The organism is Streptomyces sp. NPDC058664 (assembly GCF_042716635.1).
In the GTDB taxonomy this organism is placed as follows: Bacteria; Actinomycetota; Actinomycetes; order Streptomycetales; family Streptomycetaceae; genus Streptomyces.
In genome coordinates this window covers 1-20,277 of the sequence record NZ_JBHXRW010000030.1, presented here as the reverse complement: position 1 = coordinate 20,277, position 20,277 = coordinate 1, and the positions used below count along the sequence as shown (strand labels likewise).

The window sequence follows — 20,277 nt, the reverse complement described above, 5'->3', positions numbered from 1 at the left end:
GTGAGGGTGTGAGCCGGTCCGGCCCCGGAGTGCGTGCCATGCACTCCGGGGCCGGTGGCCATTTCCGCCCCGGGCGTTCCGCCCGGTGGCACTCTTTCGAAGCCGAGCAGGCAGGAAACAAGCTATGCGACAGGTCACGCGCAAGGGCCTTATCACCGTTGCGGCCGCCGGAGGCGTTTTCGCCGCCGTCGGCGGCGGTTATGCGCACGCCGATTCCGGTGCGAACGGCGCGGCCACGAATTCGCCGGGCGTCGCGTCCGGAAACTCCGTCCAGGTCCCGGTGCACGTACCGGTGAACGTCTGCGGAAACACCGTCAACGTCGTCGGACTGCTGAATCCGGCGATGGGCAACACGTGTGCCAACACCTCGAAGCCCGGCACGCCGGGCGGCGGCTCCTCGGCGGACGGGCACACCAGCGGCTCTCCGGGCGTGGGCTCCGGAAACACCGTCGAGGTGCCGGTCGACGTTCCGGTGAACGTGTGCGGCAACAGCGTCACGGGCATCGGCCTCGGCAACGCCGCCGGAGGCAACGACTGCGCGAACGGCGGGGACACGGGGTACGGGGAGGAGGAGCCGGGCAACCCCGGCAACCCGGGTAATCCGGGTAATCCCGGGAATCCGGGTAATCCCGGTAATCCTGGGAACCCCGGTAATCCTGGGAACCCCGGCAATCCTGGGAACCCGGGTAACCCTGGCACTCCCGGCAACCCCGGCACGCCTGGCAACCCGGGCACGCCCGGTACTCCTGGCATGCCCGGCACCCCCGGCGACGACGGCGGCTCGAACACTCCCGGTGAGCACGGCGTCACTCCGCCCCGCGCCGTCGAGGAGCTCGCCGAGACCGGTTCCGGTCCGCTCGGCGTGATCGTCCCCGCAGGTGCCGGCCTGCTGCTCGCCGGTTCGCTGATCTACCGCCGCGCCCGCAGCGCGGCCTGAAGCACCCGCGCCGCACCACGCACAGGGGCCCCGCAGACCGCGGGGCCCCTTCCTGTCGTCCTGTTCTCGCTACCAGGTCGCCCGGACCTGGCGGATGATCCGCCGCTTCAGCCGCACTCTGCGGCTCCCGTCCCGGTGCAGGCTCAGACGGTCCAACTCCCAGTGTCCGTACTCGGCATGGTCGGTCAACAGCCGCGTCGCCTCCTTGCGGGAGACCCCTCGCGGCACGTACACGTCGACAAATTCGTATTCCGGCATCGCATCTATTGTGCGGGCACCGGCCCGGTACGGATAGCGTCTGTCCCATGTCTGATGCTGCGCAGCCCACCGCTGCCGAGGTACGTGCCGCCGCCGAGGCGGTCAAAGCCGCACTGGACCGTCACCTCGCGGCGGTCGAACGCCGCACGGGGGACGACGACACGGCCGTCTACGAAGCCTTCAACGCCCTCGCCACGGCGGCCGAGGCGTACGACGAACTCCTCTACGACCGCTACGACGAGGTCACTCCCTTCGAGATCCCCGGAGCGGACGGCGCACTGCCGCCGTACTCCGGACCTGACGAACCCCATGCCGTCAGCCTCCTGATCCGCCGCGACTACGCCGTGGCGGAACCGCAACGTCTGCTCGCCCAGGCCCGCCGCGTCGCCGAGATCGACGGCGACACGGACACCACCGGGCCGGCCGCCAGGGCCGGTGTCTCGCCGCTCGCCGCGCTCGGCGTGCTCTTCGGCGAGTACGAACCCGACGAGATCGCCTCCCGGCACAAGGAATTCGGCCTGGAGGAGGGCGACTCCACACTCTGGGTCACCGCCGCCGACGATATCCCGGAACCGGGGGAGTGGCTCAACGCCCCCTTCGAGCACGCCGACCCCGAGCGGATCGTCTGCCGCTTCGACGTCAGCTCCGTCTTCGACGAGGAGGAGCACGACGACGAGGACCACGACGAGAAGGAAGGAACCGGCGGCTCCGGCTCCTGAGGGGGAGACGGCGGAGGGCCGGGACACCGATCGGTGCCCCGGCCCTCCGCCGTTCCGCCCGTCCGCCTACTCCTCGGGCGTGGCCAGCAGCGCCTCCAGGAGCGGTCGCAGCCGTGTCGTACGCTCCGGAGCCACCCCCTCGGCCACCGCGCGGGCCAGCGCCTGGTCCACCCCGTGCACGACCGACAGATGGCGCTCGGCCCTGCTGAAGGCCGTGTACACCCACGGCCTGCTCAGACCCGCGGCGGCGTCGCCGGGCAGCACCACGACCACCGCAGGCCGGCGCGTCCCGGCCGCCTGGTGCGCGGTGACCGCCCAGCCGTGCCGCAGCTCCGTCTCCACCCGCTCCTTCGGTACGAGGAGCTCCTCGTCCCCGCAGCGCAGCCGCAGCCCCTCGGCGTCGGCCGAAAGCACCGTGCCCGTCACCGTCCGGCCCGGCGCCGGCGCGTACGCCACCCGGTCGCCGATGTCGTAGCCGCCGAAGCGGCCGGGGCCCGGGTTGAGCCGCTGCTTGAGCGCCGCGTTCAGCGCGCGCGTACCCGCCGAACCGCCGTGTCCGACCGTCACCACCTGCGTCTGCTCGGACGGCACCCCGATCGCCCGCGGCACCGAGTCGGCCACCAGCTGGACGGTACGGTGCACGGCTTCGCCGGCGTCCCGCACCGGGACGATCACGATCTCCTTGCCGGGGGCCTCGACCTGGTTCAGCTCTCCGGCGCCGATCCCCGAGACCAGCTCGCCGAGCGGCCCCGGGTCGGGCAGGCGCGACGCGACGTGGGGGCACACCCGGGCCGCGAGCACGTCCGCGAAGACCTGACCGGCCCCCGGCGCGCCGAGGACCGCGGGGTCGCCGCTCAGCACCAGACGGCAGCCGTCGGGCAGCGACTCGAACAGCACGGCGGCCGTCTCCGTGTCCAGCTGCGGCGCGTCGAGCACCACGAGGAGGTCCAGGGCGAGGGCGCCCTCCTCGTCACGGCCCGGACCGGCAGCCCCGGAGAGCAGGTCGGCGACCGTGACCACGGCCGCCCCGGCGGCGTCGGGCGCGCGCCGCCCGTCGCCCGCGTGGACGGTGACCAGGGTGCGGAGGCCGCGCTCGCGAGCGGCCACGGCGAGTGCCACCGGCTCGGCGCGGGACGCCTCGCCGCCCGTGTGCAGGACGAGGCCGTGCGCACCGGCGGCGCGTTCGAGCTCGGAGCCCTCCCACGGGGCGGGCGTCACCGTCCTGACCAGCCGGGCGAGGGCGTCCGCGAGGCTCTCCTCCGCCAGCGCGTACCGGTCGAGCCCGAGCAGCACCGGCGCGGCCGGCTCCGCGGCGACGGCCTCTGCCGGCTCCTCACCCTCCTCGGGATCCTCCTCCTCCGCCGTCTCCTCCTCCTGGAAGACGAGGACGGCGCCCGCCGAGACCGCCTCCTCGACCGCGGACTCCGGATCGGGCACCCCCTGCCCGGCGAGTCCGGCGTGCACGGCCCGGATCTCGAGCGCCGTGTGTCCCTGGAGCGCGGCCCGCTCCAGGAGCCACACGGTCAGGGCGACCGTCCGGCGCGGGTCGTCGGGGCCGCACGCGGCGCCGAGCAGGGTCCGCGCGAAGCCGTCGGCCTGCTCCGGGCGCACCCCGGGCACCGCGAGCAGCTGCCACGGGTCGTCGAGGAGGGCCGCGGCGGCGTTCTCGCCGAGCACGACGGCGACCCGGCCGGCCAGCGCCTCGGGGGCGCCGCCCTTGGCCAGGACCTCCTGGACGGCGGCCGTCGTGCCGGGCGCGGGTCCGGCCGCCCGCGCCGGTGCGGGCGGCCGTGCGGTCACGGCCGGGGCCGTCTCGGGCGCGGGGCGTCGCGGTGCGGGCTCGGGGGCCTCGTAGAACGCGCTGCCCGAGGCGGCACCGCCCTCCACGGCCCGGACGGCCGCGAGCAGGTCGGCCGCCGTGCCGCTCAGCTTGGCGCCGCTCGCCAGGGGCCCCTCCTTCTCGGCCTTCCGCGCCTCGATCCTGGCCCGCAGCTCGCGCTGCGCGGCGAGCTCGGCCTGCGCGTCGCTCAACCCGGGCGTGTCGGCGCCCCCGGCCACCCCCGACGGCCCGGCCGCCCCCTCGGCGGCGCCGGTCTCCCCGGCCGTGTCCGGCCCGTCGGCGGCCTCTTCGCCGACACTGGTCTCCCCGGCCGTGTCCAACCCCTCGGAGGGCTCTTCGGCGGAACCCGGCTCCTCTGCCGTACCCGGCTCCTCGGGCGCGTCGGGGCCCGGGGCCTCGGCGGCTCCCTCCCGCAGGTCCTCGGCGGGCTCCACGGCCTCGGGCGCGGTCTCCCCGGAAGGCTCGGTCACAAGGTGCTCCAGTCGTGATCCGGATAGCGGTGCACGGGCGCCGACACATCGTCCAGCGCCCGACAGATCTCGTCAGGAAGACTAAGGGTCTCCACCGACAACGCGGTCGTGAGCTGCCGTGCCGTGCGCGCGCCGACGATCGGGGCGGTCACTCCCGGCCGGTCACGGACCCAGGCGAGCGCCACGTGCAGCGGTGTCGTCGCGAGGCCGTCGGCCGCCGTCGCGACCGCGTCCACGATCCGGCTCGCCGCCTCGTCCAGATACGGCTCCACGAACGGCGCCATCGTCTCCGACGCGCCCCGCGAGTCCGTGGGGGTCCCACTGCGGTACTTGCCCGTCAGGACCCCACGTCCGAGCGGCGAGGAGGGCAGCAGGCCTATCCCCAGGTCCTGGGCGGCCGGCAGCACCTCGCGCTCCACACCCCGCTGGAGCAGCGAGTACTCCAGCTGCGCCCCCGCGAGCCGGGTCCGGTCCCCGCCGAGCTGCCAGGTGCCCGCCTTGGCGAGCTGCCAGCCGCAGAAGTTCGACACGCCCGCGTACCGCGCCCGGCCGCTGCGTACGGCGATGTCGAGCGCCTGGAGGGACTCCTCCAGGGGCGTGTGGGGATCGAAGGCGTGCAGCTGCCACAGGTCCACGTGGTCGGTGCCGAGCCGGGCGAGGGAGGCGTCGAGCGCGGCGAGCAGATGGCCCCGCGAGCCGTCCGTGCGCCGGTCGGGGTCCGGCACGCTGCCCGCCTTGGTCGACAGGACGAGGTCCTGCCGGGGGACGAGCCGCTCCATGAGACGCCCGAGCAGGTACTCCGCCTCGCCCCCGCCGTACACGTCGGCGGTGTCCACGAGCGTGCCGCCCGCGTCCCAGAACGTCCTCAACTGCTCGGCGGCGTCGTGCTCGTCGGTGTCCCGGCCCCAGGTGAGGGTGCCGAGTCCGATGCGCGACACACGCAGGCCGGTACGTCCGAGATGCCTCTGCTCCATGGGCGCGAGATTACTGGCCAGGGCACCACGCGGAGAGAGCCTGTGGACAACCGCGTCCTGACGGATGGCAGGAGCGCGCGCTAGAGTCCGGCCCACAGGGACGTTACCGATGGGTAAGGGGTGCGTGGACATGCGGCTCGGCATCAACCTCGGCTACTGGGGCGCCGGTATGGACGGCGACAACCTCGCCGTCGCGCAGGAGGCGGACCGCCTCGGCTACGACGTCTGCTGGGCCGCCGAGGCCTACGGCTCGGACGCCCCCACCGTCCTCGCCTGGGTCGCGGCGAAGACGGAACGCATCGACGTCGGCTCCGCGATCATGCAGATCCCCGCCCGGCAGCCGGCCATGACGGCGATGACCGCCGCCACCCTCGACTCGCTCACCGGCGGCCGCTTCCGGCTCGGCCTCGGCGTCTCGGGGCCGCAGGTCTCCGAGGGCTGGTACGGCGTGAAGTTCGACAAGCCGCTCGCCCGGACCCGCGAGTACGTCGAGATCGTCCGCAAGGCCATGTCCCGCGAGCGCCTCACCCACGACGGCGAGCACTGGACCCTGCCGCTCCCGGACGGCCCCGGCAAGCCCCTCAAGCTCACCGTCCACCCGCAGCGCGAGCACATCCCGCTCTACATCGCGGCCATCGGCCCCAAGAACCTGGAGCAGACCGGCGAGATCGCCGACGGCGCCCTGCTGATCTTCCCCTCCGCCGCCCATCTGGAGGAGACCGCGCTCCGGCCGCTGCGCGCCGGCCGCGAGAAGGCCGGTCTGACGATGGACGGCTTCGACGTCTGTCCCACCGTGCCGCTCGCCCTCGGTGACGACGTCGAGGCCCTCGCGGACGTCTTCCGCCCGTACACCGCCCTCTACGTCGGCGGCATGGGCAGCCGCAAGCAGAACTTCTACAACCAGCTCGCGCGGCGCATGGGCTACGAGAAGGAGGCCGCCGACATCCAGGACAAGTACCTGGCCGGCGACAAGGCGGCCGCCGCGGCCGCCGTGCCCCACAGCCTCATCGACCAGACCGCGCTGCTGGGCTCCGTCGAGCGGATCGCCGACCGGATGACGGCCTACGCCGAGGCCGGTGTCACCACGCTCACCCTCGCCCCGGCGGGCTTCACCCTGGACGAGCGGGTGGCGGCCCTGCGGGCGGGTGTGGAGGCCATGGAGCGGGCGGGCCTGGCGTAACCCCGAGGGTGCGAGAGCGCCGTCGAGAAGAGGTCCGCGGCCGTGGTGGGGGCTCGGGGGTCTTCCCCGCCACGGCCGTCACGCAGCACAACGGCTCCACGGGGCCCCCGGTTACGCCTCCGGCACTCACTCTTTCGGCCGAGTCGTACGGCCCCTCCTGTTGCCTGCCGCCCCTGACCGCATTTGACTCGTTCTGTCCCGGGGGCGTACGGAGTGCGGAACGCGCACGGAGGTGGCGGCGATGCTCACGGCCAAGGGTCTGTTCCAGGAGATCATCGACAACGACGAGTCCTTTCGGCTGTTCTGTTCCATCGCGGCGAGCGGCGAGACCCAGGGCGGCTGGGAGAACGCCCGGATCGCGGCCCTCGTCGCGCCCGGCATGCGGGAGCTCACGCCCAAGATCACCCGGCACGGCGCCGACGAGGACAAGCACGGCCGGATCTTCCAGGCGTTGATGAGGAGGCGCGGCCTCACCCCCGTCCCCGTACCGCCCGACACCGACTACACGATGCTCCTCGAACAGCGCGGCATCGGCCTCGCGCACGACAAGCTGCGCGCCGACGAGCCGCTGACCGAGCAGGACGTCATCGCCTACCTCGCCCACAGCCGGGTCACCGAGCAGCGGGCCGCCGACCAGATGGACATGCTCGTCACGTACTTCGGGGACCACCCCGAACTCGGCAAGGCCATCCACATGATCGACAACGACGAGGCGAACCACCTCGCCTACTGCCACGAGGAACTGCTCCGCCTCGCCCGCGCGGGCCACGGCCGGCTCATCCAGCGGACCCTGCGCGAGTCCGCCCTCGTCGAGATCCAGGTCTACCGCGACGTCAGCCTGGCCGTGATGCGTCACATGGGGCGCATCCTGCGCTGGCCCCGGGCCAAGGGCGCCGCCCTCGCCGCGGGCATCCACGGCATGTACGCGTACGAGCGCGCCGCCGGCTGGCACAAGATGGTCGACCTGCGGATGCCCGAGCGGCTCGACGCCCTCGGCGGCCCCGCGACTCCCGCCCCCGCCTTCTGAGCCCCCGCTCTCGCCTGCCGAGCCCGCCCGAGCCCTGCCGAGCCCGCCCGAGCCCTGCCGAGCCCGCCCGAGCCCTGCCGAGCCCGCCCGAGCCCGCCGGGCCCGCCCGAGCCCGCCGGGCCCCGGGCGGGGCCTACATCCAGCCGCGCCGCTTGAACAACCGGTACAGCCCGAGGACGATGCCCGTCATCACGGCGATCACCACCGGGTACGAGCCCACCCACCGCAGCTCCGGCATGTGGTCGAAGTTCATGCCGTAGATCCCCGCGACCATCGTCGGGACCGCCGCCATGGCCGCCCACGCCGAGATCTTCCGCATGTCGTCGTTCTGCCGTACCCCCATCTGCGCGAGATGGGCCGACAGCACGTCGGACAGGAGCCGGTCGAGCCCCTCCACCTGCTCGTTGGAGCGCATCAGATGGTCGTTGACGTCCCGGAAGAACGGCTGCGCGCGCTCGTGCACGAACGGCACCGAACCGGCCGTGAGCCGGGCCAGCGGACCCGCGAGCGGGCCGCTGGCCCGCCGGAACTCCAGCACCTGCCGCTTCGCCGTGTAGATCCGCTCCGCCGTGTTCGCCGGATTGCCGCCGGTCGGCGCGAAGACGTCCGCCTCCAGCTCCTCCAGGTCCACCTGGAGCTCTCCCGCCACGTCGAGGTAGTGGTCCACGATCGCGTCGCTCACCGCGTACAGCACCGACGTCGGCCCGTGCTTCAGCAGCTCCGGGTCCGCCTCGAGACGGCGGCGCACCTCGGCGAGCGGCGCGCCCTCGCCGTGCCGGACCGTCACCACGAACGAGTCGCCCACGAACAGCATCAGCTCGCCCGAGGAGACCCGGTCGCTCTTCGGCTCGTACACGATCGGCTTGAGCACCGCGAACAGCGAGTCGTCGTAGACCTCCAGCTTGGGCCGCTGGTGGGCCTTCAGGGCGTCCTCCACGGCCAGCGGGTGCAGCGCGAACTCGGAGGTGACGTGGTCGAACTCCGCCTCCGTGGGCTCGTGGAGGCCCACCCAGAGGAAGGCGTCCCCGGTGGCCCGCGCCTGGTCCAGGGCGTCCGAGAGGTCGGCGGGCCCGTCCGTACGGCGCCCGTCCCGATAGATGGCAGAGTCGACGATCACGCGCCGCATTCTCCCCCCGAACGGCCCCGCCATGCACGCGTGTGCCCATCCGGATCCTCCCCACCGGGCTCTCCACCGGGTTTCCGCCGGACACGCCCTAGGCTGGCCGGCATGGCCACGTTGATCCTCGTCCGGCACGGACGCTCCACCGCCAACACCTCCGGTGTCCTCGCCGGGCGCACGCCCGGGGTCGCCCTCGACGAGCGGGGCGCCGCGCAGGCCGCCGCGCTCCCCGGGCGCCTCGCGGACGTCCCGCTCGCCGCCGTCGTCTCCAGCCCCCTCCAGCGCTGCCGGGAGACCGTACGACCCCTCCTCGAAGCCCGCCCGGACCTGCCGCTGCACGTCGAGGACCGGATCAACGAGTGCGACTACGGCGACTGGTCGGGCCGCAAGCTGGCCGAACTGGGCGACGAACCCCTCATGGAAGTCGTCCAGGCGCACGCCTCCACGGCCGCCTTCCCCGGCGGCGAGTCCATGCGTGCCATGCAGGCCCGCGCCGTCGACGCCGTGCACGACTGGAACGCGCGGATCGAGGCCGAGTACGGCGAGGACGCCTGCTATGTCATGTGCTCGCACGGCGACATCGTCAAGTCGATCGTGGCGGACGCCCTCGGCCTCCACCTCGACCTCTTCCAGCGCCTCCACGTCGACCCCTGCTCGGTCACCGTCATCCGCTACACGCGCCTGCGTCCCTTCCTCCTCCGCCTCGGCGACACGGGGGACTTCGCCGGTTTCGGCCCCCGGGACCACCCCGACAGCAGCGGGACGGCCGCGGTCGGGGGCGGCGCGGGCGCACCGTGATCCCTTCGCGCAGTAGGGTGGACGCGCCGCTGTAGTACGACCGTCGAGACGCAAGGGAGCCGGGAAACGTGTCCCGTCAGGTGTTCCTCTACGACCCACCGGAGCGTTTCGTGGCCGGTACGGTCGGGCTGCCTGGCCGCCGTACGTTCTTCCTCCAGGCGTCCGCCGGCGGCCGGGTCACCAGCGTCGCCCTGGAGAAGACGCAGGTCGCGGCCCTCGCCGAGCGCATGGACGAACTCCTCGACGAGGTCGTGCGCCGCACCGGGGGCAACGCGCCCGTGCCCGCCGTCGCCCCCGCCGAGGTCGCCGACACCGCCCCCCTCGACGTACCCGTCGAGGAGGAGTTCCGGGTCGGCACCATGGCGCTCGCCTGGGACGGCGAGGAGCAGCGCATGATCGTCGAGGCGCAGGCGCTCGTCGAACTCGACGTGGAATCCGAGGAGGACCTCGCCGAGGCCGAGGAGCGGCTCCTCCAGGACGAGGAGAACGGCCCGCCGATGCTCCGGGTCCGCCTCAGCGGCGCACAGGCCCGCGCCTTCGCCAAGCGGGCCCTGGACGTCGTCAACGCGGGCCGGCCGCCGTGCCCGCTCTGCAGCCTGCCGCTCGACCCCGAGGGGCACGTCTGCCCGCGCCAGAACGGATACCGCCGCGGAGCATGAGCAGCAGCCTCACGACGCCGCAGGACGTCGAACTGCTCGCCCGGGGTGAGCTGACCGTGCGCGGCCAGGTCCGCGAGGCCTCCAACGCCGTCCTCTACTGCTCCGTCGCCCACGAGGGACGCGAGGCGGCCTGCGTCTACAAGCCGGTCGCGGGGGAGCGGCCGCTGTGGGACTTCCCCGACGGCACCCTCGCGCAGCGCGAGGTCGCCGCGTACGAGATCTCCGAGGCCACCGGCTGGGGCCTGGTCCCGCCGACCGTGCTCCGCGACGGGCCGTACGGCGAGGGCATGGTCCAGCTGTGGATCGAGGCCGATCCGGAGGCACGCCTCCTCGCCCTCACCGAGGACGAGGAGGCGGGCGAGGGCTGGAAGGCCGTGGGGCCCGCCCGGCTCGACGAGGAGCGCACCGCGCTCCTCGTCCACGCGGACACCCCCGACCTGCGGCGGCTCGCGGTCCTGGACGCCGTCATCAACAACGGCGACCGCAAGGGCGGCCATCTGCTGCCGGCGCCCGACGGCCGCCTCTACGGCATCGACCACGGCGTCACCTTCCACGTCGAGGACAAGCTGCGCACCCTGCTGTGGGGCTGGGCGGGCGAGGAACTGCCCGCGGAGGCGGCCGGGGTGCTCGACGCCCTGGACCTCTCCCTGGCGCCCGGAGCGCCTCTCGACGCCCGTCTGGCGGAACTGCTCACCCCCGGCGAGGTCACGGCGGTACGCGCCCGCGTGGCGGCGCTGCGGGCCACCGGGCGGCATCCGGAGCCCTCGGGGCAGTGGCCGGCGATCCCCTGGCCGCCGGTCTGAGCGGACCGAAAGCTTTCGGCCAAGGCTGAGGCGAGGCTCCGTACCCCTGGAGGTACGCACGCACGCCTCCGACCCGCAAGAGCGCCTAATAGGTCAAGATCCCGGATCCGGTTCGTATCCGAAACACCTGTCCGGTTACGCTCGGGGCATGCATGCCTGGCCCGCTTCTGAGGTCCCCGCCCTTCCTGGCAAGGGCCGCGACCTCCGGATCCACGACACCGCGACCGGCGGACGAGTGACCCTCGCCCCCGGCCCCGTCGCCCGTATCTACGTCTGCGGCATCACGCCGTACGACGCGACCCACATGGGTCACGCGGCGACCTACAACGCGTTCGACCTCGTTCAGCGCGTGTGGCTCGACACCAAGCGGCAGGTGCACTACGTCCAGAACGTCACGGACGTGGACGACCCGCTCCTGGAGCGCGCGATCCGCGACGGCATCGACTGGGTCGGCCTCGCCGAGCGCGAGACCGCGCTCTTCCGCGAGGACATGACCGCCCTGCGGATGCTGCCCCCGCAGCACTACATCGGCGCCGTCGAGGCCATACCCGGCATCGTCCCGCTCGTCGAGCGCCTCCGGGACTCCGGTGCCGCCTACGAGCTCGACGGCGACATCTACTTCTCCGTCGACGCGGACCCGCACTTCGGGCAGGTCTCGAACTACAGCACCGAGCTGATGCGCCACCTCTCCGCCGAGCGCGGCGGCGACCCGGAGCGCCCCGGCAAGAAGAACCCGCTCGACCCGATGCTCTGGATGGCCGCCCGCGAGGGCGAGCCGAGCTGGGACGGCGCCAGCCTCGGCGCCGGCCGTCCCGGCTGGCACATCGAGTGCGTCGCCATCGCCCTCGACCACCTCGGCATGGGCTTCGACGTGCAGGGCGGCGGATCCGACCTGATCTTCCCGCACCACGAGATGGGCGCCTCCCACGCCCAGACGCTCACCGGCGAGTTCCCCATGGCGAAGGCGTACGTCCACGCCGGCATGGTCGCCCTCGACGGCGAGAAGATGTCCAAGTCCAAGGGCAACCTGGTCTTCGTCTCCAAGCTCCGGCGCGACGGCGTCGACCCCGCCGCCATCCGGCTCGCGCTCCTCTCCCACCGCTACCGCGACGACTGGGAATGGACCGACCAGGTCCTCCAGGACGCCGTGGAGCGCCTCGGCCGCTGGCGCGCCGCCGTGTCCCGCCCCGACGGCCCGTCCGCCGACGCGCTCGTCGAGGAGCTCCGCGACGCCCTCTCCGACGACCTCGACACCCCCACCGCGCTCGCCGCGGTCGACCGCTGGGCCGTGCTCCAGGCCGCCGAGGGCGGCACCGACGACTCCGCCCCCGGTCTCGTCTCCCGCGCCGTCGACGCCCTCCTCGGCGTCGCCCTGTAACGAGGGCCCCGCCCCGCCGGGCCGGTACGCGACCGCCCCCGAATTTCACGAGAAGTCCGGGGGCGGTCGCGTACCCGGCTCGAACGGGCCCGGAAAGCGGTACGGGAGGGGCGGCCGCGCCGCCCCTCCCGTACCGCGCACTCCTCGGCCTACTCCTCGGCGTCGTCGCCCGCGTCCTCACCGGGCGGCTCGGGCCCTTCGGGCCCGTCGCCTCCACCGGCGTCCGACGAGGCGTCCTCCGCCGGTCCGGGGCCCGCCGACTCCGCCGCCTCCGGTGCGGGTTCCGCGCCGGGCACGGCCTCCGGACCCGGCTGCTCCGGCTTCGGCGGCCTCGTACGGCCACTGCCGGGATCCCGCAGGAACGCCGTGTCGCCACCCTCCGTCGCGAGGCCGGGACCGGGACCCGAGCCCGGCTCACGGCGCCGCAGATACCGCTCGAACTCGCGGGCGATGGCCTCGCCCGAGGCCTCCGGCAGCTCCGCCGTGTCCCGGGCCTCCTCGAGCGTCTGCACGTACTCGGCCACCTCGCTGTCCTCGGCGGCCAGCTGGTCCACGCCCACCTGCCAGGCCCGCGCGTCCTCGGGCAGCTCGCCCAGCGGGATGCGCAGACCGATCAGGTCCTCGAGGCGGTTGAGGAGCGCGAGCGTCGCCTTCGGGTTCGGAGGCTGCGACACGTAGTGCGGCACCGCCGCCCACAGGCTCACCGCCGGCACACCCGCGTGCGTGCACGCCTCCTGGAGGATGCCGACGATGCCCGTCGGACCCTCGTACCGGGTCTCCTCCAGGTCCATCGTGCGCGCGAGGTCCGGGTCGGACGTCACGCCGCTGACGGGGACCGGCCGGGTGTGCGGGGTGTCCCCGAGCAGGGCGCCCAGGATCACGACCATCTCCACGCCCAGCTCGTGCGCGAAGGCGAGGATCTCGTTGCAGAAGGAGCGCCAGCGCATCGACGGCTCGATCCCGCGCACGAGGACCAGGTCACGGGGCTTGTCCCCGCCGACCCGGACCACGGAGAGCCGGGTCGTCGGCCAGGTGATCTTCCGTACGCCGTTGTCCAGGAAGACCGTGGGCCGGTTGACCTGGAAGTCGTAGTAGTCCTCGGCGTCGAGCGCCGCGAACACCTCGCCCTTCCATTCCCGGTCCAGGTGGGCGACCGCGGTGGAGGCGGCGTCGCCGGCGTCGTTCCAGCCCTCGAACGCGGCCACCATGACCGGGTCGATCAGCTCGGGTACCCCCTCGAGCTCGATCACCCAGCGCCTCCTTCTTCGAAGTTCCTGTCGTACGGACCAACCTTACGGCTTTCCCGAGGTCCGTCCGCAGCCCCCGGACGTCCCCGAAAACCCGTGCGGCCTTGATCGACTACCCAGGAACCGGCCCCCGCACACGGCACGCGTGAGGGGCGGTTCCTCCAGGAGGAACCGCCCCTCGACCCGGGGGAGTTACTTCCCGAGCATCGACTCGACCCCGGCGCGGACCTCGTCCGTCGCCAGACCGCGGATGGTCAGCGTCGTACGACGGCGCAGCACGTCGTCCGCCGTCTCGGCCCACTCGTGGTCACGGGCGTAGGCGACCTGCGCCCAGATCTCCGGCGCGTCCGGGTGGATGCGGCGGGCGAGTTCGGGGTTCTCGTTCGCCATGCGCGCGATGTCGAAGGAGAGCGAACCGTAGTGCGTCGCCAGGTGCTTGGCGGTGTCGGCGGCCATCCGGGGGCCGGGCGCCGGGCCGTCGACGAGCAGCCGGTGCGCGACCGCGTTCGGGTTGGCGATACCGGGCAGCGGCAGCCGCTTCGGCAGCGTCGACACCGACTCGTAGTCCTCGCCCAGCGGGTGACCGGGAAGCTGCTCCAGCTTCCTCATCACCGTACGGCCGATGTGGCGGAAGGTCGTCCACTTGCCGCCGGCCACCGACAGCATGCCGCCCCGGCCCTCGGTGACGACGGTCTCGCGCTTGGCCTTGGAGGTGTCCCCGGGGCCACCGGGAAGCACCCGGAGACCGGCGAAGGAGTAGGTGATGAGGTCGCGGGACAGCTGCTGGTCGCGGATGGAGAAGGCGGCCTCGTCCAGGATCTGGGCGGTGTCCTTCTCGGTGACCTCGACCTGGCCGGGGTCGCCCTCGTACTCCTCGTCGGTGGTGCCGAGCAGCAGCATGTCCTCCCAGGGGAGGGCGAAGGTGATGCGGTACTTGTCGATCGGGGTGGCCAGGGCGGCCTTCCACGGCGAGGTCCGCCTGAGGACCAGGTGCGCGCCCTTGGAGAGGCGGATGGAGGGGGCCGCGTTCGGGTCCTCCATCTTCCGCAGGTGGTCGACCCACGGGCCGGTCGCGTTCAGTACGAGACGGGCGGTGACGCCGAACTCGTCACCGCTGGTGCGGTCCTTGAGCTCGGCGCCGGTGACCCGGCCGCGGGTGAAGCGCAGCCCGGTGACCTCGGCGTGGTTGAGGACGGTGGCTCCGGCGTCGACCGCCGCGCGGACCGTCATCAGGGCCATGCGGGCGTCGTTCATCTGGTCGTCGCCGTAGACGGCCACGGCCTTCAGGTTGTCCGTACGGAGCTCCGGCACGTCCTGCGCGGCCTTGGCGGGGGAGAGCAGGTGCCCGACGCCGTCGCCGAAGGCCGAGAGGGCGGAGTACGCGAAGACGCCGGCGCCGAGCTTGGCGGCGCCGTGCGGGCCGCCCTTGTAGACGGGCAGGTAGAAGGTGAGGGGGTTGGCGAGGTGCGGTGCCACCTGACGGGAGACCGCACGCCGCTCGAAGTGGTTTTCCGCGACCAGCTTCACCGCGCCGGTCTGCAGGTAGCGCAGACCGCCGTGAAGCAGCTTCGAGGAGGCGGAGGAGGTGGCGCCGGCGAAGTCGCCGGCGTCCACCAGGGCCACCCGCAGGCCCGACTGCGCGGCGTGCCAGGCGGTGGAGATGCCCAGGATGCCGCCGCCGATCACCAGGAGGTCGTACGTCGCCTTGGAAAGCTGGTCCCGGGTCTCGGCGCGGCTCGGCAGGGAGCCGGACGCCGGGCGCGTCCCAAGGGTGGGGACGCTCTGCAGGGTGGTCATGTCTTACTCCTCGGATGCGTCATCGAGCCAGCCCATGGACCGTTCCACGGCCTTGAGCCAGCTCTTGTACTCGCGGTCCCGCCTGTCGGCGTCCATGCGAGGGGTCCATTCCGCCGCCCGGCGCCAGTTGGCGCGCAGCGCGTCGGTGTCCGGCCAGAAGCCGACGGCCAGACCGGCGGCGTAGGCGGCGCCGAGGCAGGTGGTCTCGGCGACCATCGGACGCACGACGGGGGCGTCCAGGAAGTCCGAGAGCGTCTGCATCAGCAGGTTGTTGGAGGTCATGCCGCCGTCGACCTTGAGCGCGGTCAGCTCGACGCCGGAGTCCTTGGTCATGGCGTCGGTGATCTCGCGGGTCTGCCAGGCGGTGGCCTCCAGGACGGCGCGGGCGATGTGCGCCTTGGTGACGTACCGGGTGAGACCGGCGATCACACCGCGGGCGTCGGAGCGCCAGTACGGTGCGAACAGGCCGGAGAAGGCCGGTACGAAGTAGGCGCCGCCGTTGTCCTCGACCGAGGACGCGAGGGTCTCGATCTCGGCGGCGGACTTGATCAGGCCCATCTGGTCGCGCATCCACTGCACCAGCGAACCGGTGACGGCGATCGAGCCCTCCAGGGCGTAGACCGGCTTCCCGTCTCCGATCTGGTAGCCGACCGTGGTCAGCAGGCCGCTGTAGGAGTTGATGATCTTGTCACCGGTGTTCATCAGCATGAAGGTGCCGGTGCCGTACGTGGACTTCGCCTCGCCCTCGGCGAAACAGGTCTGGCCGAAGAGGGCGGCCTGCTGGTCACCGAGCGCGGAGGCGACCGGGACGCCGGCGAGGACGCCGTCCTTGACGTGGCCGTAGACCTCGGCGGAGGAGCGGATCTCGGGGAGGACGTTGAGGGGGACCCCCATCGACTCCGCGATCTTCTCGTCCCAGGCCAGCGTGTGCAGGTTCATCAGCATGGTGCGCGAGGCGTTGGTGACGTCGGTGACGTGCACGCCGCCGTCGGCGCCGCCGGTCAGGTTCCAGATGACCCACGAGTCCATGGTGCCGAAGAGGATGTCCCCGGCCTCGGCGCGCTCGCGCAGGCCCTCGACGTTGTCGAGCATCCAGCGGATCTTCGGGCCGGCGAAGTAGCTCGCCAGCGGCAGGCCGGTCTCGCGGCGGAAGCGGTCCTGGCCGACGTTGCGGCCGAGCTCCTTGCAGAGGGCGTCGGTGCGGGTGTCCTGCCAGACGAGGGCGTTGTGGACGGGCTCGCCGGTGTTCTTGTCCCAGAGCAGCGTGGTCTCGCGCTGGTTGGTGATGCCGATGGCCTTGACGTCGGCGGCGGCGATGCCGCCCTTCGCCAGGGCGCCGGCGACGACCTCCTGGACGTTGGTCCAGATCTCGGCGGCGTCGTGCTCGACCCAGCCCGGCTTCGGGAAGATCTGCTCGTGCTCCTTCTGGTCGACCGAGACGATCCGGCCGTCCTTGTCGAAGACGATGCAGCGGGAGGAGGTGGTGCCCTGGTCGATCGCGGCGATGAAGGGGCCGGAGGTGTGTGCGTCGGTCACGGTGTGCTCCATGGAGGTCTGGAAGAAGGACGGCTCAGGCGAACGCGATGGTGTAGATACCCGCGGCGATGGCGCCACCGATCAGCGGACCGGCGACCGGGATCCAGGCGTAGCTCCAGTCGGAACCGCCCTTGTGCTTCAGCGGGAGCAGGGCGTGCACGATGCGCGGGCCGAGGTCACGGGCCGGGTTGATCGCGTAGCCGGTCGGACCGCCGAGCGAGAGGCCGATGGAGACCACCACGAACGCGGTGATCAGGGCGCCTATGACGCCGAGGCCCTTGCCGCTGTCGTTGAGGCCCTGGGTGAGCACGGCCAGGACGAGCACGACGGTGCCGATGATCTCGGTGGCCAGGTTCTGCCAGGTGTTCCGGATCTCGGGGCCGGTGGAGAAGACGCCGAGCACCGGGCCGGGGCCCTCGATCGGCTTCTCGCCCGAGGCCTCGGGGTCGGCGAGGTGGGCCTGGAACTGCCCGTAGTAGGCCACCCAGACCAGCGCCGCGCCGATCATGGCGCCGAGCATCTGGCCCGCGAAGTAGACGGGAACGTCGCCCCACTCGCCGTCCTTGATCGCGATTCCGACCGTGACGGCGGGGTTCAGATGGGCGTCCGAGAGGGAAGCCGTCATGTAGACGGCCGTCATGACGGCGAAGCCCCACCCGAAGGTGATCGCGAGCCAGCCCGCGTTGCGGGCCTTGGAGCCCTTGAGCGTGACGGCGGCGCACACACCACCGCCGAGCAGAATGAGAACGGCGGTACCGATGGTCTCGCCGAGGAAGATGTCGGAGCTGGACACCCGCGACTCCTTTGTCCTTCGTCCAGGGGAAGGCGAACCCCGGGTCCCTCCGGTGGTCCGCGCCCTCGTGTGAGGGCGTTACCGGCCCTTGGCACTGCCACACCTTAGCGCGTATTGCCGTTAGGTGTTCGGCAATGCCGACCGGTGAACGGAAGTTTTGCCCTCGGGTTAACAGCACGTCAAGGGCCGGGGATGCGAAAAACCCGCCGATAACGCGATCGTTACCGGCGGGTTCAGTCGGATCGGGGCAGGCTCAGAAGCGCCTGGCCCCCAGATCCCGGGACACCGCGCGGGCACAGTCCCGTACCGCCGCCACCAACTCGGGACGCAGCTCCCCGGCCGGGCAGAGCCGCTCCACGGCGCCCGTGACCGCCACCGCGCCCACCGGCATCCGGCGCCGGTCGTGGATCGGCGCCGCCACCGAGGCGATGCCCTCCCAGGTCTCCTCCACGTCCGCCGCCCAGCCCTTCGCCCGGGTCAGGTCGAGCAGCGACTCGAACGCGGCCGGCTCGACGGTCGTCCGGGGCGTGAACGCCTCCCGCTCGACCTCCAGCACCTCGCTGTGCGCCACCGGGTCGTACGCGGAGAGGACCTTGCCGAGGGCCGTGGAGTGCAGCGGCTGCATGGCCCCCACCTCCAGGACCTGGCGGCTGTCGTCCGGCCGGAAGACGTGGTGGACGATCAGCACGCCCCGCTGGTGCAGCACGCCCAGGTGCACGCTCTCGCCGCTGGACCGCGCGAGGTCGTCCGTCCAGACCAGGGCCCGGGCGCGCAGCTCGTGCACGTCCAGATAGCTGTTGCCGAGCCGCAGCAGCTCCGCGCCGAGCTGATAGCGGCCCGAGGTCGCCTCCTGCTCCACGAAGCCCTCCGCCTGGAGGGTGCGCAGGATGCCGTGGGCGGTACCCTTCGCGAGCCCGAGCGAGGACGCGATGTCCGACAGGCCGAGCCGGCGCTCGCCGCCCGCGAGCAGTCGCAGCATGGCCGCCGCTCGTTCAAGCGACTGGATGTTCTTCGCCATCGCCCGGCCTTCTCCTTCTCACGCTGTTCGACAATGCTGAACACTATCGGTCGATGCCGACCTTGTGTCACACAAGACAGTGTCGGACAAGAACGGGCCGGACCGGGAGTCCCCGGACACAGGATGCCGTCCGGCCCGTGGGACGCCATGTCCACCCCGGGCGGAGCGCGGTTACGCTGACTCCGTGCGCCATCCTCCGATGGTGCAAAGCCGACAGCCGTCGCATCCCAGGGAGCTCATCCATGGCCTCGTTGCCGACCCCGTCCGCCGACAGCCGGAACCGCGCCGCGACCCTCCGCGAGGCACTCGCGAGCCGCGTCGTCGTGGCCGACGGAGCCATGGGCACCATGCTCCAGGCGCAGGACCCCACCCTCGAGGACTTCCAGAACCTCGAAGGCTGCAACGAGATCCTGAACGTCACCCGGCCCGACATCGTCCGTTCGGTGCACCGGGAGTACTTCGAGGCCGGCGTCGACTGCGTCGAGACGAACACCTTCGGCTCCAACCACTCGGCCGCGGGCGAGTACGACATCGCGGACCGGATCTTCGAGCTCTCCGAGGCCGGCGCCCGGATCGCCCGCGAGGTCGCCGACGAGTTCGGCGCCGCGGACGGCCGCCAGCGGTGGGTGCTCGGCTCGATCGGCCCCGGCACCAAGCTGCCGTCGCTCGGCCACATCGGGTACGGCGTGCTCCGCGATGGCTACCAGCAGAACGCCGAGGGCCTGCTCGCCGGCGGCGCGGACGCCCTGATCGTGGAGACGACCCAGGACCTGCTGCAGACCAAGTCGAGCCTGATCGGCGCCCGCCGCGCGATGGACGCCCTGGGCCTGGACGTACCGCTGATCTGTTCGCTCGCCTTCGAGACCACCGGCGTCATGCTGCTCGGCTCGGAGATCGGCGCGGCGCTGACCGCCCTCGAACCGCTCGGCATCGACATGATCGGCCTGAACTGCTCGACCGGCCCGGCCGAGATGAGCGAGCACCTGCGCTACCTCGCCCGCCACTCGCGCACGCCGCTGATGTGCATGCCGAACGCCGGTCTGCCCATCCTGACCAAGGACGGCGCGTACTTCCCGCTGACGCCGCCCGAGATGGCCGACGCGCAGGAGAACTTCGTCCGCGACTACGGCCTGTCCCTGGTCGGCGGCTGCTGCGGCTCGACCCCCGAGCACCTGCGGCAGGTCGTCGAGCGGGTCCACGGCCTCACGCCCCCCGAGCGCACCCCCCACCCCGAGCCCGGCGCCGCCTCGCTCTACCAGACCGTGCCGTTCCGCCAGGACACCGCCTACATGGCGATCGGCGAGCGGACGAACGCCAACGGCTCGAAGAAGTTCCGCGAGGCCATGCTCGAAGGCCGCTGGGACGACTGCGTCGAGATGGCCCGCGACCAGATCCGCGAGGGCGCGCACATGCTCGACCTGTGCGTGGACTACGTCGGCCGCGACGGCGTCGCCGACATGGAGGAGCTGGCCGGCCGCTTCGCGACCGCCTCCACCCTCCCCGTCGTCCTCGACTCCACCGAGGTGGACGTCCTCCGCGCCGGTCTGGAGAAGCTCGGCGGCCGGGCCGTCATCAACTCCGTCAACTACGAGGACGGCGACGGCCCCGAGTCCCGCTTCGCCAAGGTCACCCGGCTCGCCCAGGAGCACGGCGCCGCGCTCATCGCCCTCACCATCGACGAGGAGGGCCAGGCCCGTACCGCCGAGCACAAGGTGGCCATCGC

The 20,277-nt window shown here is 72.4% G+C and carries 18 protein-coding genes; 9 read left to right on the top strand and 9 right to left on the bottom strand.

The features are described from left to right. The first annotated feature begins 124 nt into the window (after positions 1–124). Entirely contained in the window at positions 125–937 is an 813-nt protein-coding gene (locus ACFWUY_RS23805; RefSeq protein ID WP_384112324.1) for a chaplin, read from the top strand. Between the two features lie 69 nt (positions 938–1,006). Here the strand turns inward: ACFWUY_RS23805 and ACFWUY_RS23800 are convergent, their stop codons facing one another. After that, positions 1,007–1,195 carry a DUF5703 family protein gene (locus tag ACFWUY_RS23800; RefSeq protein ID WP_015032473.1) on the bottom strand — a complete coding sequence of 63 codons (189 nt, stop codon included), beginning with the start codon at positions 1,193–1,195 and terminating at the stop codon, positions 1,007–1,009. Between the two features lie 47 nt (positions 1,196–1,242). Here ACFWUY_RS23800 and ACFWUY_RS23795 point away from each other — a divergent pair, with 47 nt between their 5' ends. Further along, complete coding sequence (locus ACFWUY_RS23795; protein ID WP_384112320.1) at positions 1,243–1,914, top strand: hypothetical protein; 672 nt, start codon at positions 1,243–1,245, stop codon at positions 1,912–1,914. Positions 1,915–1,980: 66 nt separating this feature from the next. Here the strand turns inward: ACFWUY_RS23795 and ACFWUY_RS23790 are convergent, their stop codons facing one another. Together ACFWUY_RS23790 and ACFWUY_RS23785 are read right to left on the bottom strand one after the other, a co-directional pair. Next, on the bottom strand, positions 1,981–4,224 hold the full coding sequence (locus ACFWUY_RS23790) for a helix-hairpin-helix domain-containing protein (protein ID WP_384112317.1): 2,244 nt from the start codon (positions 4,222–4,224) through the stop codon (positions 1,981–1,983). Further along, a complete protein-coding gene (locus tag ACFWUY_RS23785; protein ID WP_384112314.1) occupies positions 4,221–5,198 on the bottom strand; it encodes an aldo/keto reductase in 978 nt (325 codons plus the stop codon). Before ACFWUY_RS23785 ends, ACFWUY_RS23790 begins: the two co-directional genes overlap by 4 nt. A 130-nt stretch (positions 5,199–5,328) precedes the next feature. Between ACFWUY_RS23785 and ACFWUY_RS23780 the strand changes: the two genes are divergently transcribed. Further along, positions 5,329–6,378, top strand: coding sequence for an LLM class F420-dependent oxidoreductase (locus ACFWUY_RS23780; protein ID WP_384112616.1), 1,050 nt, complete (start codon positions 5,329–5,331; stop codon positions 6,376–6,378). A gap of 241 nt (positions 6,379–6,619) precedes the next feature. Beyond that, a complete protein-coding gene (locus ACFWUY_RS23775) occupies positions 6,620–7,405 on the top strand; it encodes a ferritin-like domain-containing protein (protein WP_384112311.1) in 786 nt (261 codons plus the stop codon). A 133-nt stretch (positions 7,406–7,538) separates the two neighbouring features. On the opposite strand, the gene ACFWUY_RS23770 is transcribed toward ACFWUY_RS23775, so the two are convergent. After that, positions 7,539–8,531, bottom strand: coding sequence for a magnesium and cobalt transport protein CorA (locus tag ACFWUY_RS23770; protein ID WP_384112309.1), 993 nt, complete (start codon positions 8,529–8,531; stop codon positions 7,539–7,541). 102 nt (positions 8,532–8,633) lie between these two features. On the opposite strand from ACFWUY_RS23770, the gene ACFWUY_RS23765 reads away from it, so the two are divergent. From ACFWUY_RS23765 to mshC, 4 genes are all read left to right on the top strand, one after another. Next, the gene (locus ACFWUY_RS23765; protein ID WP_384112306.1) at positions 8,634–9,323 is read left to right on the top strand and encodes a histidine phosphatase family protein; all 690 of its coding nucleotides are present in this window, start codon (positions 8,634–8,636) and stop codon (positions 9,321–9,323) included. Between the two features lie 68 nt (positions 9,324–9,391). Beyond that, a complete protein-coding gene (locus tag ACFWUY_RS23760) occupies positions 9,392–9,982 on the top strand; it encodes a DUF3090 domain-containing protein (protein ID WP_351217621.1) in 591 nt (196 codons plus the stop codon). Further along, on the top strand, positions 9,979–10,785 hold the full coding sequence (locus tag ACFWUY_RS23755) for an SCO1664 family protein (protein WP_384112301.1): 807 nt from the start codon (positions 9,979–9,981) through the stop codon (positions 10,783–10,785). Before ACFWUY_RS23760 ends, ACFWUY_RS23755 begins: the two co-directional genes overlap by 4 nt. Positions 10,786–10,933: 148 nt before the next feature. Further along, positions 10,934–12,163, top strand: a complete 1,230-nt coding sequence (gene mshC / locus ACFWUY_RS23750; protein WP_384112298.1) for a cysteine--1-D-myo-inosityl 2-amino-2-deoxy-alpha-D-glucopyranoside ligase — start codon at positions 10,934–10,936, stop codon at positions 12,161–12,163. Between the two features lie 149 nt (positions 12,164–12,312). On the opposite strand, the gene ACFWUY_RS23745 is transcribed toward mshC, so the two are convergent. The 5 genes from ACFWUY_RS23745 to ACFWUY_RS23725 form a co-directional block, all read right to left on the bottom strand. Next, a complete protein-coding gene (locus tag ACFWUY_RS23745) occupies positions 12,313–13,413 on the bottom strand; it encodes a PAC2 family protein (protein ID WP_384112294.1) in 1,101 nt (366 codons plus the stop codon). Between the two features lie 189 nt (positions 13,414–13,602). Beyond that, positions 13,603–15,207, bottom strand: a complete 1,605-nt coding sequence (locus ACFWUY_RS23740) for an FAD-dependent oxidoreductase (RefSeq protein WP_384112291.1) — start codon at positions 15,205–15,207, stop codon at positions 13,603–13,605. A gap of 3 nt (positions 15,208–15,210) precedes the next feature. Further along, on the bottom strand, positions 15,211–16,743 hold the full coding sequence (gene glpK, locus ACFWUY_RS23735) for a glycerol kinase GlpK (protein WP_384112288.1): 1,533 nt from the start codon (positions 16,741–16,743) through the stop codon (positions 15,211–15,213). Positions 16,744–16,777: 34 nt separating this feature from the next. Then, positions 16,778–17,536: an MIP/aquaporin family protein gene (locus ACFWUY_RS23730; RefSeq protein ID WP_384112285.1), complete on the bottom strand. Its 759-nt coding sequence runs from the start codon at positions 17,534–17,536 to the stop codon at positions 16,778–16,780. Between the two features lie 253 nt (positions 17,537–17,789). Continuing rightward, positions 17,790–18,554: an IclR family transcriptional regulator gene (locus tag ACFWUY_RS23725; protein ID WP_384112280.1), complete on the bottom strand. Its 765-nt coding sequence runs from the start codon at positions 18,552–18,554 to the stop codon at positions 17,790–17,792. 242 nt (positions 18,555–18,796) lie between these two features. Between ACFWUY_RS23725 and ACFWUY_RS23720 the strand changes: the two genes are divergently transcribed. Beyond that, on the top strand, positions 18,797–20,277 hold a 1,481-nt coding region (locus ACFWUY_RS23720), incomplete at its 3' end, for a homocysteine S-methyltransferase family protein (RefSeq protein WP_384112277.1).

Coding starts and splice junctions, on each gene's coding strand:
- ACFWUY_RS23770 (WP_384112309.1), bottom strand. CDS start 8,531: ATGCGGCGCGTGATCGTCGACTCTGCCATCTATCGGGACGGGCGCCGT.
- ACFWUY_RS23775 (WP_384112311.1), top strand. CDS start 6,620: ATGCTCACGGCCAAGGGTCTGTTCCAGGAGATCATCGACAACGACGAG.
- ACFWUY_RS23740 (WP_384112291.1), bottom strand. CDS start 15,207: ATGACCACCCTGCAGAGCGTCCCCACCCTTGGGACGCGCCCGGCGTCC.
- ACFWUY_RS23785 (WP_384112314.1), bottom strand. CDS start 5,198: ATGGAGCAGAGGCATCTCGGACGTACCGGCCTGCGTGTGTCGCGCATC.
- ACFWUY_RS23800 (WP_015032473.1), bottom strand. CDS start 1,195: ATGCCGGAATACGAATTTGTCGACGTGTACGTGCCGCGAGGGGTCTCC.
- ACFWUY_RS23805 (WP_384112324.1), top strand. CDS start 125: ATGCGACAGGTCACGCGCAAGGGCCTTATCACCGTTGCGGCCGCCGGA.
- ACFWUY_RS23765 (WP_384112306.1), top strand. CDS start 8,634: ATGGCCACGTTGATCCTCGTCCGGCACGGACGCTCCACCGCCAACACC.
- ACFWUY_RS23795 (WP_384112320.1), top strand. CDS start 1,243: ATGTCTGATGCTGCGCAGCCCACCGCTGCCGAGGTACGTGCCGCCGCC.
- ACFWUY_RS23780 (WP_384112616.1), top strand. CDS start 5,329: ATGCGGCTCGGCATCAACCTCGGCTACTGGGGCGCCGGTATGGACGGC.
- mshC (WP_384112298.1), top strand. CDS start 10,934: ATGCATGCCTGGCCCGCTTCTGAGGTCCCCGCCCTTCCTGGCAAGGGC.
- ACFWUY_RS23725 (WP_384112280.1), bottom strand. CDS start 18,554: ATGGCGAAGAACATCCAGTCGCTTGAACGAGCGGCGGCCATGCTGCGA.
- ACFWUY_RS23755 (WP_384112301.1), top strand. CDS start 9,979: ATGAGCAGCAGCCTCACGACGCCGCAGGACGTCGAACTGCTCGCCCGG.